The organism is Streptomyces sp. NBC_00536, assembly GCF_036346295.1.
GTDB lineage: Bacteria > Actinomycetota > Actinomycetes > Streptomycetales > Streptomycetaceae > Streptomyces.
In genome coordinates this window covers 5,585,911-5,599,988 of sequence record NZ_CP107819.1, presented here as the reverse complement: position 1 = coordinate 5,599,988, position 14,078 = coordinate 5,585,911, and the positions used below count along the sequence as shown (strand labels likewise).

General features: G+C 69.8%; 13 protein-coding genes. All 13 read right to left on the bottom strand.

Going from position 1 to position 14,078, the window contains the following annotated elements; translation table 11 throughout:
• Positions 1-15 precede the first annotated feature (15 nt).
• The 13 genes from OHS33_RS25075 to thrB all read right to left on the bottom strand — a co-directional run bounded on the left by OHS33_RS25075 (position 16) and on the right by thrB (position 13,834).
• A complete protein-coding gene (locus OHS33_RS25075; RefSeq protein WP_283448554.1) occupies positions 16-267 on the bottom strand; it encodes a F0F1 ATP synthase subunit C in 252 nt (83 codons plus the stop codon).
• Positions 268-340: 73 nt separating this feature from the next.
• Entirely contained in the window at positions 341-1,177 is an 837-nt protein-coding gene (atpB, locus tag OHS33_RS25070) for a F0F1 ATP synthase subunit A (RefSeq protein WP_330335193.1), read from the bottom strand.
• Positions 1,178-1,390: 213 nt separating this feature from the next.
• Positions 1,391-1,837: a hypothetical protein gene (locus OHS33_RS25065; RefSeq protein WP_330332658.1), complete on the bottom strand. Its 447-nt coding sequence runs from the start codon at positions 1,835-1,837 to the stop codon at positions 1,391-1,393.
• A 260-nt stretch (positions 1,838-2,097) separates the two neighbouring features.
• Positions 2,098-3,438: an MraY family glycosyltransferase gene (locus tag OHS33_RS25060; protein ID WP_330335192.1), complete on the bottom strand. Its 1,341-nt coding sequence runs from the start codon at positions 3,436-3,438 to the stop codon at positions 2,098-2,100.
• 104 nt (positions 3,439-3,542) lie between these two features.
• A complete protein-coding gene (glyA, locus tag OHS33_RS25055; RefSeq protein ID WP_330332657.1) occupies positions 3,543-4,775 on the bottom strand; it encodes a serine hydroxymethyltransferase in 1,233 nt (410 codons plus the stop codon).
• Between the two features lie 264 nt (positions 4,776-5,039).
• Positions 5,040-5,678: an arsenate reductase/protein-tyrosine-phosphatase family protein gene (locus tag OHS33_RS25050; protein ID WP_330332656.1), complete on the bottom strand. Its 639-nt coding sequence runs from the start codon at positions 5,676-5,678 to the stop codon at positions 5,040-5,042.
• Positions 5,675-6,322 carry an L-threonylcarbamoyladenylate synthase gene (locus OHS33_RS25045; RefSeq protein ID WP_330332655.1) on the bottom strand — a complete coding sequence of 216 codons (648 nt, stop codon included), beginning with the start codon at positions 6,320-6,322 and terminating at the stop codon, positions 5,675-5,677. The genes OHS33_RS25050 and OHS33_RS25045 overlap by 4 nt, the downstream gene beginning before the upstream one ends.
• Positions 6,323-6,383: 61 nt before the next feature.
• Positions 6,384-7,265 carry a peptide chain release factor N(5)-glutamine methyltransferase gene (gene prmC / locus OHS33_RS25040; protein ID WP_330332654.1) on the bottom strand — a complete coding sequence of 294 codons (882 nt, stop codon included), beginning with the start codon at positions 7,263-7,265 and terminating at the stop codon, positions 6,384-6,386.
• A 55-nt stretch (positions 7,266-7,320) separates the two neighbouring features.
• Positions 7,321-8,400 (bottom strand): peptide chain release factor 1, encoded by a 1,080-nt coding sequence (prfA, locus tag OHS33_RS25035; RefSeq protein WP_330332653.1) that lies wholly within the window; start codon positions 8,398-8,400, stop codon positions 7,321-7,323.
• A gap of 138 nt (positions 8,401-8,538) precedes the next feature.
• Positions 8,539-8,757 (bottom strand): 50S ribosomal protein L31, encoded by a 219-nt coding sequence (rpmE, locus tag OHS33_RS25030; protein WP_330332652.1) that lies wholly within the window; start codon positions 8,755-8,757, stop codon positions 8,539-8,541.
• Between the two features lie 147 nt (positions 8,758-8,904).
• Entirely contained in the window at positions 8,905-10,005 is a 1,101-nt protein-coding gene (locus OHS33_RS25025; RefSeq protein WP_330332651.1) for an LCP family protein, read from the bottom strand.
• A 331-nt stretch (positions 10,006-10,336) separates the two neighbouring features.
• Complete coding sequence (rho, locus tag OHS33_RS25020; RefSeq protein ID WP_330332650.1) at positions 10,337-12,478, bottom strand: transcription termination factor Rho; 2,142 nt, start codon at positions 12,476-12,478, stop codon at positions 10,337-10,339.
• 429 nt (positions 12,479-12,907) lie between these two features.
• Positions 12,908-13,834, bottom strand: coding sequence for a homoserine kinase (thrB, locus tag OHS33_RS25015; RefSeq protein ID WP_330332649.1), 927 nt, complete (start codon positions 13,832-13,834; stop codon positions 12,908-12,910).
• Positions 13,835-14,078 lie beyond the last annotated feature (244 nt).

Sequence of the window (14,078 nt, the reverse complement as noted above, 5' to 3'; positions counted from 1 at the left end):
TGTTCGCTACCGAGATCAGGAGGACGTCGGGTAGACGAACGGCATGACCAGACCGATGAGGGCGAGCGCCTCACAGAAGGCGAAGCCGAGGATCTGGTTGGCGCGGATCAGGCCGGCGGCCTCGGGCTGGCGGGCCAGGGCCTGCGTGCCGTTACCGAAGATGATGCCGACGCCGACGCCGGGGCCGATGGCCGCGAGGCCGTAGCCGATGGAGCCGAGGTTGCCCTTGATTTCGACGCCAGCAGCGAGGGTCTGGAGAGCGGACATGCCGGTTCTTCCTTCTCTTTCATGGACCGGTGGGGGTTGGCCACCGGACGACTGATGGTTTGGGGGTGGGCGGTCAGTGGTGCTCGGCGACGGCGCCCTGGAGGAAGCTGCAGGCCAGCAGCACGAAGACGTAGGCCTGAACCGCCTGGATGAAGAGCTCGAACGCGGTCATCACGATGACCATCACGAACGAGACACCCGCGTAAGCGATGCCGATGCCGTTCAGCAGGTACCAGCTGGCGATCGTGAAGAGCAGCAGCAGGGTGTGACCCGCGAACATGTTCGCGAACAGTCGGACCGCGTGCGTGAAGGGACGGACGATCACGTTCGAGAAGAACTCGATCAGCATCACCATCGGAAGGATCCCGCCGAGCGACTTGTCGTAGCCCGTGAGGTTCTTCAGACCGCCGATGAAACCGTGGCGCTTGAAGGTGACCGACATCCACATGACGTAGACGATGAGGGCCAGAGCCGCCGGGTACGCGATGACCGAGGTCACCGGGAACTGGGCGAGCGGGATGATCGACCAGAGGTTCATCATCCAGACGAAGAAGAACGTCGCGACCATGAAGGGGACGTACTTCTGGCCTTCCTTCTTGCCCATCGTCTCGTAGACGATGCCGGTGCGCACGAAGTCGTAACCGGCTTCGGCGATCATCTGGAGCTTTCCGGGAACCAGCTTCGGCTTACGGAACGCGGCCCAGAAGAAACCGACGATGATGACGGTCCCGAGCAGTGCGAGCAGCATCGTCTTGTTGAAATAGATGCTGCTGTCCGCGTCGCCGAAGATCGGCTTGAACAGGAACGAGTGCAGGCCAGGAGCCGGGAAGCCACAGCCGTCGAAGATGTGGCAATCGGTCTCGAAGGCGAGCACCGTCGTCGGGTCAGCACTCACCGCGGGCTCCTTCAGCGTGGCGCATAGGTACGGCAACCTCGTTGTGTCGGCGCGGCGCACAGCCGCGGTTCGGCACGGGACTGGTCTTACGGATGTGGGGGCGGCAGCTTGCAGGCATTGAGCCTCGCGATTGAGCAGGCGTCAGCTCAGATGCCCGCGCCCGCGATGCCGCAGTTGGCACCGGACGATAGCAGCATCTCGAACGAGCACTTATTCCGCCCCTACCGTTCACGACGAGGACCCCGTGTTTTCGGGCTTCTCACCCTTGCCGCCCTTGGTGGCGTCGGGCTCGACGTAAAGGATCTTGGCCTTCATGTGCGCGCGGGTCTGCGCGCCGATCCAAGCGAGGGTCGCCGCGACGAGTGTGATCGCGAATGCCTTGGGATGGAACAGCGTCGTGTTCTTGAACACGGCGACGAAGACGAAGAGCAGCAGAATCTGGGTCGTGTACAGGACAAGACCCATCATCTGGAACAGGTGGGGCATCGATCGCGCCGTGCGTTGCAGAACGACGAAGCCGATGCCCATGAAGAGGATCACGACCAAGGTGGCGACGATGGCGCCGATGGCTCCCTTGCCGCCCGCGACGACGCCGCTGATGACGGCGACGATCGCGCCGACGGCAGCAGTGGGTACGGCGGTATGCAGAAGGGATCGGGCGTCATCAGACCGCATGGCGCATGGCTCCGCGTGGTGGTGGGGGTTTTCGGGACTCGTACGGGACGAGCGTAAGCCCGGTCCGAGAGAGAGCCTCGGGCCAATGGACCGTCGCACTACGGTCCTTCGGCTCTGTCGCCGGGTTTAGTGAACGGTATCACAAACTATTTGATGAGAGCTTTACCTGTCAGGTGTGCTCACTGTCACACATGAGAGCTAACCCGCCCGTGTGTGCACGACAGCCAACTGTTCTGTCTGATATAGGGCGTTCGGTCCGGTTACCGGAACCGCGAACGGGGGCCTACGGCGGTCGCGCCGTTGACGCCGGAAACCCCCGAGACACCGGAGGGCACCTTCGGCGCCGCGTCCCGGGCCGCCTCCGGCTCCTCCCCCGAGGTGTCCAGTGCGGCCGCCTCCGCCGCGGCCTCGGCCGCGCGTTCGGAGTGCCGGTACCGGGGCGGGACCAGCCCCTCGGCCCACCGCGGGGCGCGCGGCGTGAACCGCGGCAGCAGGAGCAGTACGAGCCCCACCGCGCTCAGTGCGACGATCACCAGCACGATCCACATAGAGGCGGAATGCACCGAATACGCCACCGCGCCGAAGGCGATCAGCGCCGACCAGAAGTACATGATCAGGACGGCCCGGCTGTGTGAATGCCCGACTTCCAGGAGCCGGTGGTGCAGGTGCCCGCGGTCGGCCGCGAACGGCGACTGGCCGTTCCAGGTGCGCCGGACGATGGCCAGCACCAGGTCCGCCACCGGGATCGCGATGATGGTCAGCGGCAGCAGCAGCGGGATGAAGACGGGCAGCATCGCGTGCGTCGCGTTGCGCTCACCACCGGCGAACAGGGCCATCGCGTCCGGGTCCACCTGACCGGTGATGGAGATGGCGGAGCCGGCCAGCACGAGGCCGATCAGCATCGATCCGGAGTCGCCCATGAAGATGCGCGCCGGGTGCATGTTGTGCGGCAGGAAGCCGAGGCACATGCCCATCAGGATCGCCGCGAACAGCGTCGCGGGGGCGGCCGGCTCGATCCCGTAACCGAACCAGATCCGGTAGGCGTAGAGGAAGAAGGCGGCGGCGGCGATGCAGACCATGCCCGCGGCGAGGCCGTCGAGACCGTCCACGAAGTTCACCGCGTTGATGGTGATGACGACGAGCGCGACGGTGAGCAGGTTGCCCTGCCACTGGGTGAGCGACACCGTGCCGATGCCGGGGACCGGGATCCACAGGATCGTCAGGCCCTGCATGACCATCACGCCCGCGGAGATCATCTGCGCGCCGAGCTTGATCAGGGCGTCGATCTCGAACTTGTCGTCGAGGACGCCGATCAGCCAGATCAGCGCCGCTCCGGAGAGCAGCGCCCGGGGTTCGTTCGACAGCTCGAAGACGGCGTTGAGGTTCGGCAGGTGGTCGGCGACGAGCAGGCCCGCGCACAGTCCGCCGAACATCGCGATGCCGCCGAGCCGCGGGGTGGGCTCGCGGTGGACGTCGCGCGCGCGGATCTGCGGCATCGCACCGGCCGCGATCGCGAACTTCCGTACCGGCCCGGTGAGCAGGTACGTCACCGCCACCGTGACGCAGAGCGTCAGCAGATATTCACGCACGGGCTGCCCCAGATGTATCGCCGGCCATCTCAGCCCCACACATTAGCCGCGATGTCCCCGTGAAAGAGGACGCAAGCGGACCCCGAACCGGTTGCACTACCCGCCGCTTGCCCTGGTTACTCCCCGTACGGGGGAAATCCGAGGGCCAGTTCGGCGATCTCCGCCCGGATGCGGACGGTGTCACCGCCGGTCACGGCCATCGCGAACAGGGTGGCGATCCGGGCCATCTCCGGCTCCCCCATCCCCTGGGTGGTCACCGCCGCGGTGCCCAGCCGCAGGCCGCGCTGGTCCCCGTACGGCAGGACGCAGGTGTCCAGCACCATCCCCGCGGCGGCGAGACGGCCGCGCGCGGTGGGGCCGTCGACGCCGAGCGGGGCCGGATCCGCCGTGATCAGGTGGGTGTCGGTGCCGCCGGTGGTGATCGCGAGGCCGCGCACCTCCAGGGCCTCGGCCAGGGTGCGCGCGTTGGCCACGACCCGGTGGGCGTAGGTGGTGAAGGCCGGGGTCGCGGCCTCCCCGAAGGCGACCGCCTTGGCCGCGATGGTGTGCATCTGCGCGCCGCCCTGCGTGAAGGGGAAGACCGCCCGGTCGACCCGCTCCGCGAACTCGGCGCCGCACAGGATCATCCCGCCGCGGGGGCCGCGCAGCACCTTGTGCGTGGTGGCGCAGACGATGTCCGCGTACGGGACCGGGCTCGGCGCGGCCCCGCCCGCGACCAGCCCGATCGGGTGGGCGGCGTCCGCGATCAGGTAGGCCCCGACCTCGTCGGCGATCTCCCGGAAGGCGGAGTACTCGGGGTGGCGGGGATAGCAGATCGAGCCGCAGACGATCGCCTTGGGGCGGTGCGTACGGGCCAGCTCCTGCACCTGGAGGTAGTCGATGAGCCCGGTCTCGGCGTCGACGCCGTAGCCGACGAAGTCGAACCAGCGGCCGGAGAAGTTCGCGGGCGAACCGTGGGTGAGGTGGCCGCCGTACGGGAGTCCCATGGCCAGCACGGTGTCGCCGGGGCGCAGCAGCGCGGCGTACGCGGCGAGCACGGCGGCGGAGCCGGAATGCGGCTGGACGTTGGCGTGCTCGGCCCCGAACAGGGCGCGGGCCCGCTCCACGGCGATCCGCTCGGCCTGGTCGGCGTACTCGCAGCCGCCGTGGTGGCGGGCGCCGGGGTAGCCCTCGGCGTACTTGTTCGCGAGCGCGGAGCCGAGGGCGGCGAGGACGGCGGTGGAGGTGAAGTTCTCGGCGGCGATGAGCTGCAGGCTGTCCGCCTGGCGGAGCGCCTCGCCGGCGAGGACGTCGGCCATCAGCGGATCCTGGCGGCGCAGGGTGTCCGTCGGCTGGGTGATGACGCTCATGGCGCGGCTCCGACGCGGTGGTGTGGACCGGGTACCGCCACTCTAGGCCCGGCCCGGCGTTCCCGCCCTTCCTGCCGTGGCGGGCCCCGCCCCGTGCCGTCGACGCCTTGCGCCCGTGTCCGGGCCTCGACCACCGAGGGTGGTCACCGTTGCCTCCGGCGGCGCCTCAAACGCCGGCGAGGCTGGTTTTGCCCACCGGGGGCCAACAGCCGAGGGCAGCCACATCCAGCCTGCCCGGCGATTGAGGGCACGGTCGGAGACGGGTCAGTGGCGGTCGTTGACGCCCGTCAGGGCGGTGACGACCGGGTCCAGGGCCTGCTGGATCTCGTCGCCGATCGAGCGGAAGAAGGTGATCGGCGCCCCGTACGGGTCGTACACCTCGTCCGCGTCGGGAGAAGGGGCCAGCAGCCAGCCCCGCAGGGCCGCCGCGGCCCGGACCAGCGCCCGCGCCCGCTCGGCCATGCCGTCGTCGAGCGGCGGCAGCGTCGCGGGGTCTATCGCCCGGACCAGCCGGGTGAACTCCTTGAGCGTGAACGTGCGCAGCCCGGCCGAGTGCCCCATCGAGATGACCTGCGCCCGGTGGTCGCGCGTAGCGGTCAGCACCAGGTCGGCGCGTATGACGTGCTCGTCGAGCAGCTCCCGCCCGATGAACCCGCTCGCGTCGGCGCCGAAGTCCGCGAGGACGGCCGCCGCGTTCGCCTCCATGGGCGCACCCTCGTGGCCCCAGGTGCCGGCGCTCTCGACGATGAGTCCGCCGGCGGGCGCCCCGCCGAGGCGGTGGGTCAGGGCATGGCGGGTCAGCCGCTCGGTGATCGGCGAGCGGCAGACGTTGCCGGTGCTGACGTGGAGTATGCGGAAGGCGTCCCCTCCGGCCCTTGCTATGCCACGCCCCTCAGGGCTCACGGAGCCACCTCGAGGTCGGGTACGACCTCGCGCAGCTGGTCCGCGGTGAGTGCCCCCTCGCGCAGGAGGACGGGAACCTTCCCGGTGACATCGACGATCGACGACGGCTGGATGCCGGGCGTGGGCCCGCCGTCCAGGTACACGGACACGGAGTCCCCGAGCATCTCGCGGGCGGCGTCGCAGTCCTCCGGCGCCGGGTGACCGGTGAGGTTGGCCGAGGACACGGCCATCGGGCCGACCTCGGTCAGCAGCTCGATCGCGACCGGGTGCAGCGGCATCCGCACGGCCACCGTGCCACGGGTCTCGCCGAGGTCCCAGGCCAGCGACGGCTGGTGCTTGGCGACCAGGGTCAGCGCGCCGGGCCAGAAGGCGTCGACGAGCTCCCAGGCCTGCTCGGTGAAGTCCGTGACGAGGCCGTGCAGGGTGTTCGGGGAGCCGATGAGCACGGGTGTGGGCATGGTGCGGCCCCGGCCCTTGGCGGCCAGCAGGTCGCCGACGGCCTCCGCGCTGAAGGCGTCCGCACCGATCCCGTAGAGCGTGTCCGTAGGCAGCACGACGAGCTCGCCGCGGCGCACGGCGGATGCGGCTTCACGCAGGCCCGTCTTACGGTCCGTCGCGTCGTTGCAGTCGTATCGCCGGGCCATCAGCGGGCCTCCTCGTGCGGGGTGATCGTGGCAGGGGTGTGCACCGGGCGGGGTGCGCTCGTCACGGCATGGCCTTGCGGGCGGTGGCGAAGCGCGGCCGGTTGTTCAGGTCGGGGTGGTCGGCGGCATCGGCCCAGCCCCGCTCCTCGGCGAAGATCCACGGGACCTGGCCGCCCTGGGTGTCGGCGTGCTCGATGACGACGATCCCGCCGGGCCGCAGCAGCCGGTGGGCGGTGCGTTCGATGCCGCGGATGGTGTCGAGGCCGTCCTCGCCGGAGAAGAGCGCCATCTCCGGGTCGTGGTCGCGGGCCTCGGGGGCGACGTACTCCCACTCGGTGAGCGGGATGTACGGCGGGTTGGAGATCACCAGGTCGACCTGGCCGTCCAGCTCGGGCAGCGCGCTGAGCGCGTCGCCCTGGTGGACGGTGACCCGGGAGCCGTCGGCGTTCTTGCGGGTCCACTGGAGGGCGTCCTCGGACAGCTCCACCGCGTGCACGCGCGAGCGCGGCACCTCCTGCGCCATGGCGAGCGCGATGGCGCCCGAGCCGGTGCAGAGGTCCACGATCAGCGGTTCGACGACGTCCATCGCCCGTACGGCCTGTATGGCCCAGTCCACGACGGACTCGGTCTCCGGGCGGGGTACGAAGACGCCCGGTCCGACCTGGAGCTCCAGGTAGCGGAAGAAGGCGCGCCCGGTGATGTGCTGGAGCGGCTCGCGCGCCTCGCGGCGGGCGATGGTCTCCCAGTACCGGGCGTCGAAGTCGACGTCCTTGACCAGGTGCAGTTCCCCCCGCTTGACGCCGTGCACGAAGGCCGCGAGTTCCTCCGCGTCGAAGCGCGGAGAGGGTACGCCTGCGGCGGCCAGCCGCTGAGTGGCCTGGGCCACCTCGGCAAGCAGCAAACTGCGGGGGCCTGGGGGTCGCCCCCCAGATTGTGGCTGCACGCTGGTCCTCCGGGCTGCTGTCGTACGGGCGGAAGGGGTCTGCTGCGCGGCAGGGTTACTGCGCGGCCGCGAGCTTGGCGGCGGAGTCGGTGTCGACGCAGGCCTGGATGACCGAGTCGAGGTCACCGTCGAGGACCTGGTCCAAGTTGTACGCCTTGAAGCCGGTCCGGTGGTCCGAGATCCGGTTTTCCGGGAAGTTGTACGTACGGATCTTCTCGGAGCGGTCGACGGTGCGCACCTGGCTGCGGCGGACGTCGGAGGCTTCCTGCTCGGCGGCCTCCTGGGCGGCCGCCAGCAGCCGCGAGCGCAGGATGCGCATGGCCTGCTCCTTGTTCTGGAGCTGGCTCTTCTCGTTCTGGCAGGAGGCCACCACACCGGTCGGCACGTGCGTGATGCGCACGGCGGAGTCGGTGGTGTTGACGGACTGGCCGCCGGGGCCGGAGGAGCGGTACACGTCGATGCGGAGGTCGTTCATGTTGATCTCGACCTCGACCTCCTCTGCCTCGGGGGTGACGAGCACGCCCGCGGCGGAGGTGTGGATGCGGCCCTGCGACTCGGTGGCCGGAACCCGCTGTACGCGGTGCACGCCGCCTTCGTACTTCAGGCGGGCCCAGACGCCCTGGCCGGGCTCGGTCGCGCCGTTGCCGCCCTTGGTGCGCACGGAGACCTGGACGTCCTTGTAGCCGCCCAGCTCGGACTCGGTGGCGTCGATGATCTCGGTCTTCCAGCCGACGCGCTCCGCGTAGCGCAGGTACATGCGCAGCAGGTCACCGGCGAAGAGGGCCGACTCGTCGCCGCCCGCTCCCGCCTTGACCTCCAGGAGCACGTCCTTGTCGTCGCTGGGGTCGCGCGGAACGAGCAGCAGGCGGAGCTTCTCGGTGAGCTCGACGCGCTGGGCGCTCAGTTCCTTGACCTCGGCGGCGAAGTCGGGGTCGTCGGCCGCGAACTCCTTGGCCGTCTCGATGTCCTCCGCCGTCTGCTTCCACGCCCGGTACGTCGCGACGATCGGGGTCAGCTCCGCGTAGCGCTTGTTGAGCTTGCGCGCGTTGGCCTGATCGGAGTGGACCGACGGGTCGGCGAGCTTCTTCTCAAGATCGGCGTGCTCGCCGATCAGGTCCTCGACCGCCTCGAACATCGGGGGCTCCTGGGGTGAAAAGTACGAACGGGCTGCGGAAGGGCGCTGGCGCCCGCGAAGGGGCCAGGACGACAAAGGCGCCGGTCCGGCCGCCCCCGAGTGGACTGGGGGCGGCCGTAGACCGGCGCCGTGGGCTCGCTACTTCGAGCCGGCAGCCTTGCCGAAGCGGGCCTCGAAGCGGGCCACGCGGCCACCGGTGTCGAGGATCTTCTGCTTGCCCGTGTAGAACGGGTGGCACTCGGAGCAGACCTCGGCGCGGATGGAGCCCTCGGTCAGGGTGCTACGGGTGGTGAACGACGCGCCACAGGTGCAGCTGACCTGGGTCTCGACGTACTGGGGGTGGATGTCGCTCTTCAAGGTGTCTCCTAGATCGGGAGGGCGCCGGGTCGCAGGGGCCGAATTGCGCGCTGCGTGAACCGGGGCCGACGGACCAGTCTGCCAGGACCGGGCCGCCTGTCAAAATTCGGGACGCCAGCCATAACGGCCACGGGCCCCCGGGTATTCCTACTGGACGATCGAACCCGTCATGCGCTGGTCATTGGCGGAGTTCTGCAGGGCCTCGGCGGGTATCGGCTGGTCGGCGCGCAGGGCGTCCCAGACGAGCTTGGACTCCTTCTCCAGCGGGATGACGCGGTCCTTGTCCTGGGGCCAGTCCATCACCGGCAGGGTCACCATGTGCATGTTCTCGGACCCGATGCCCTGGAGACCGGCGGCGAAGCCCATGAGGGACTTCACGTCGCCGAGGCCCTTGTCGGTGGTGATCGCCTTGGTGGCGGTGTCGGCGACGGACAGCAGCCGCTTGGGGTTGTCGAACACCCCGATGCTCTTGACCTGCTTGATCAGCGCCTTGATGAAGGCCTGCTGGAGCTGTATTCGGCCGAGGTCGCTGCCGACGCCGACGCTCTTGCGGGTCCGGACCAGGCCGAGGGACTGCTCGCCGTTGAGCTTGTGGGAGCCGGCCGGGAGGACGAGGTGGCTGCCGGGGTCGTTGATCGGCTTGGTGGTGGTCAGCGGGACGCCGCCCAGGCTGTCGATGATCTTCTTGAAGCCGGTGAAGTCGACCTCGATGTAGTGGTCCATGCGGATCCCCGACATCTTCTCGACGGTCTTGACCGCACAGGGGGCCCCGCCGACGGTGAAGGCCTCGTTGAACTGCTCGAAGGTGGCCTTCGCCGTCTTCCCGCCGCTCGTCGTGCAGGCCGGCCGGTTGACCATGGTGTCGCGCGGGATCGAGACGATGCTGGCCTGCTTGTGGCCGTCGTACAGGTGGACGATCATCGCGGTGTCGGAGCGCGCCGAGCCGCCGTCGTCGGCGCCGTACTGGGCGTTGTCGCCGCCGCGCGAGTCGGAGCCGAGGACGAGGATGTCCATCGAGCCGTTGTCGACGTTCTGCGGGCGGTCCTTGCCGAGCGCGGCGTCGATGTCGACGCTCTTCAGGTTGCTGTTGTACTTCACGTAGAAGTACCCGAGGCCCGCGCCTCCCAGCAGGACCACCCCCGCCGCGGTCCAGGCAGTGATGGTCAGGGCCCTGCGGCGCTTCGTCGTCGGTTTACGGCGGCTGCGCCTGGCGGCACGCCTGCCGCTGCCCCTGCTGTCCTGGCTCATGCTCTCCTCAGTCCTGGTGTACCGGCGGCCCGGTCACGGACGCCATCCCCATTGCCGGATGTCCTCTGTCTCAGACGACGGAGCGGATCCCAGGGTTCCATGCCGAATGTGACCATTCGGTGATGAACGTCCATCCGATCATCCTGCCGGACCGGACCGCAATGCCCCGCCCACCTGGACTTTCGGACCGAGGGCGCGGTGATCCCGTACGGCCACGGGTGTGGTGAAAGTCGCACCGGACGCGGGTGTGAGGGGGCCGGAAACGGGAAACCGCCCCCGCCGGTGACCGGCGGGGGCGGTTTCGTCGCAGCCCGTGGTGCGGCGGCGGAGATCAGTCGTCGTTCTTGCCCGACGGCGTGGTCTTCGCGATCTGCATCAGGAACTCGGCGTTCGACTTCGTCTGCTTCATCTTGTCGAGCAGCAGCTCGATCGCCTGCTGCGAGTCGAGCGCGTGCAGCACCCGGCGCAGCTTCCAGACGATCGCGAGTTCCTCGCTGTTGAGGAGGATCTCCTCCTTGCGGGTGCCCGAGGGGTCGACGTCGACGGCAGGGAAGATCCGCTTGTCCGCGAGCTTGCGGTCGAGCTTCAGCTCCATGTTGCCGGTGCCCTTGAACTCCTCGAAGATCACCTCGTCCATGCGCGAGCCGGTGTCGACGAGCGCGGTGGCCAGGATGGTCAGCGAGCCGCCGTCCTCGATGTTGCGCGCGGCACCGAAGAAGCGCTTCGGCGGGTAGAGCGCGGTCGAGTCGACACCACCGGACAGGATGCGGCCGGAGGCCGGGGCGGCGAGGTTGTACGCGCGTCCCAGACGGGTGATCGAGTCCAGCAGGACGACCACGTCGTGACCCAGCTCGACGAGGCGCTTGGCGCGCTCGATGGCCAGCTCGGCGACGGTGGTGTGGTCCTCGGCCGGACGGTCGAAGGTCGAGGAGATGACCTCGCCCTTGACCGACCGCTGCATGTCGGTGACCTCTTCCGGACGCTCGTCGACCAGGACGACCATCAGGTGGCACTCGGGGTTGTTGACCGTGATCGCGTTGGCGATGGCCTGCATGATCATGGTCTTGCCGGTCTTCGGCGGGGCCACGATCAGACCGCGCTGGCCCTTGCCGATCGGCGCGACGAGGTCGATGATGCGGGTCGTCAGCACGCCCGGGTCGGTCTCCAGACGGAGCCGGTCCTGGGGGTACAGCGGGGTCAGCTTCTGGAACTCCGGGCGGCCGCGGCCCGATTCGGGGGCCATGCCGTTGCAGGAGTCGAGGCGTACGAGCGCGTTGAACTTCTCGCGGCGCTCGCCGTCCTTGGGCTGGCGCACGGCACCGGTGACGTGGTCGCCCTTGCGCAGACCGCTCTTGCGGACCTGGGCGAGGGAGACGTACACGTCGTTCGGGCCGGGCAGGTAGCCCGAGGTCCGGATGAACGCGTAGTTGTCGAGGATGTCGAGGATGCCCGCGACGGGGATCAGCACGTCGTCGTCGGCGACCTGCGGCTCGTTCGGGGTGAACTCGTCGCGGCCACGACGGCCACGGCGGTCGCGGTAACGGCCGCGGCGGCCGCGGCGGCCGTCCTCGTCGAAGTCGTCCTGCGGGCCGTTGTCCTGCTGGCGGTCCTGACGGCCCTGCTGCTGGCCCTGGCCGCCCTGCTGCTGACCCTGACCCTGGCCCTGGCCCTGGCCACGGCCCTGGCGGCCGCCCTGACGGTCCTGGCGCTCGCCGCGGTCGGCGCGCTCGGCGCCGCCCTGCTGCTGGCCCTGGCCGCCCTGCTGCTGACCCTGGCCCTGGCCCTGCTGGCCCTGGCCCTGGTCGTCGCCCTTGCCGCGGTCACGGCGGCCCTGGCGCTCCGTACGGTCGCCCCGCTCGGCGCGGTCGCCGCGGTCGCGGCGGTCCCGGCGGGTGCGGCCCTCGGCGGCGTCCTGACCGGAAACGGCGGTGGCCGCCTCGGCCTTGGCGTCGGGCTGCGCGGCCACGGCGGTGGCGGTCTCGGGCTTGGTCTCGACCTGCACGACCGCGGCGGGGGCCGCGGACTCCGGGCTGCCGGAGGGGGCCGTGGCGCGGCGGCGGCGACGCTCGCCGACCGGCTGGTCCTCACTCGCCGGCTGGCCGGGGATGTCGATCTGGGCCTGCGCGGCCGGCTTCTCGGCGGGCGCCTCGGCAGCGGCCTCGCCCGTACGGGCCTTGCTGGTGGCACGGCGCTTCGGCTTGGCCTCGGCGGTGTCGGCGGGGGCGGAGGCCGCGGCCTTGGCGGTGGAGGCGCCACCGGCCTGCGTCTCCTTGATGACCTCGATCAGCTGGCTCTTGCGCATCCGCGCGGTGCCCCTGATACCGAGGCCCGACGCGACCTGCTGCAGCTCGGCCAGGACCATGCCCTCGAGGCCGGTGCCGGAGCGGCGACGCTTGGGTGCGGCGCCCGCGGCGGAGGCACTGGTGTCGACACTTGTGTCGGCAGCGCCCATCAGATCGGTGGTGTCGCTCACGAAGGGTCCTTCCCTGGAGCGGACGTCGGCCTGTCTGGCTCGGCGACCGGTTGTGCTGTCCGACCGCGGTCCATGACTTGATGGGTCGTGAACCGCAGCCCGGGCGGTGGTCCGCCGGCAGAGATACCGCGGCGGAGGGAAACGTGCATGGGTTCCGGCGAGAAGCCCCCGAGCTGGAAGCGTGGGAATGTCACGCCGATTCCGGAGCGTGCTCGAAACTGCTTGGCAGTGATCAAAGCAGTTGGGGAGGCTCCCGGAAGAAAGGTGGTCCCTGATGGGGACACTGAGCACCGAGCCATGGCGGCTTCGGATGCGCACTTGAGACTAACACTACCGGATCCAACAGACATTCCCCCTCTCAGTCACCGGCAATCGCGCCCGTCCACGGGGGCGGCCTGCCCGGCCGCCCCGCCCCCTGGCGGCCGTGTTCTAGCCGCCCTGGCTGCCCAGCGGAAGGACGCTCGCGCCCGCCGCGTCGAGGGCCAGCCGGTTGGCCGCCCACCCTTCGCCCGCGAGCTGCGCGACCTTGTCGGCCGCGTCGTTGTCGGCCAGCGCGAGGACCGTGGGTCCGGCGCCGGAGATGACCGCGGGGATGCCGTCCGCCCGCAGCCTGTTGACGAGTGCCACGCTCTCCGGCATCGCGGGAGAGCGGTACTCCTGGTGGAGCCGGTCCTCGGTGGCGGGGAGCAGCAACTCGGGACGCCTGGTCAGGGCTTCGACGAGCAGGGCCGCGCGGCCCGCGTTGGCGGCGGCGTCCACGTGCGGGACGGTGCGCGGCAGCAGGCCCCGGGCGGTCTCGGTCAGGACCGGCTTGGAGGGGACGAAGACCACCGGAACGATGGAATCCGCGGGCTCCATCCGGATGGCCTTGGCGCTGCCCCCGTCCATCCAGGCCAGCGTGAACCCGCCGAGCAGGCAGGCGGCGACGTTGTCGGGGTGGCCTTCGATCTCGGTGGCCAGTTCCAGCAGCGCGGTGTCGTCGAGGCGTGCCTCGCCGCCTATGGTCACGGCGCGGGCGGCGACGATCCCGGCGCAGATGGCGGCGGAGGAGGAGCCGAGGCCGCGGCCGTGCGGGATGCGGTTGGCGCACACGACCTCCAGGCCGCGCGGCTGCCCGCCGAGCAGGTCGAAGGCGGTGCGCATGGAACGTACGAGCAGGTGGCTCTCGTCGCGCGGCAGGTTGTCGGCGCCCTCGCCGGCGATGTCGACGTTCAGGCCGGAGTCGGCGACGCGGACGACCACGTCGTCATAGAGCCCCAGGGCCAGTCCGAAGGCGTCGAAGCCCGGGCCGAGGTTGGCACTGCTGGCGGGAACGCGCACCCGTACGGCGGCGGCGCGGAATGCTGGACCGGCCACGCTCGATGACACTCCTTGTGACTGTGCGAAATGTTTGCCGTGGATCTTCAGTGGATCTTCAGCTGTGAATCTTCGCTGTGAATGTACTGGAGAACGTACGACACCCGAAGGCCCTCGGGGCAGCACCGCGTCATATGCGCGATGGCGGATGTGAGTACAGCGTATCGAAGGAAGGTTCTTCTCCGACATAGGGCGCACAGGAGGCGCACGATGCGTGTCGCGGTGTTCCGACGCGCTTTTGTGG

Excerpts from the sequence above, each read along its gene's own strand:
- prfA (WP_330332653.1), bottom strand. The coding sequence starts at position 8,400 with ATGTTCGAGGCGGTCGAGGACCTGATCGGCGAGCACGCCGATCTTGAG.
- OHS33_RS25025 (WP_330332651.1), bottom strand. The coding sequence starts at position 10,005 with ATGAGCCAGGACAGCAGGGGCAGCGGCAGGCGTGCCGCCAGGCGCAGC.
- glyA (WP_330332657.1), bottom strand. The coding sequence starts at position 4,775 with ATGAGCGTCATCACCCAGCCGACGGACACCCTGCGCCGCCAGGATCCG.
- OHS33_RS25045 (WP_330332655.1), bottom strand. The coding sequence starts at position 6,322 with ATGGCCCGGCGATACGACTGCAACGACGCGACGGACCGTAAGACGGGC.
- OHS33_RS25065 (WP_330332658.1), bottom strand. The coding sequence starts at position 1,837 with ATGCGGTCTGATGACGCCCGATCCCTTCTGCATACCGCCGTACCCACT.
- OHS33_RS25075 (WP_283448554.1), bottom strand. The coding sequence starts at position 267 with ATGTCCGCTCTCCAGACCCTCGCTGCTGGCGTCGAAATCAAGGGCAAC.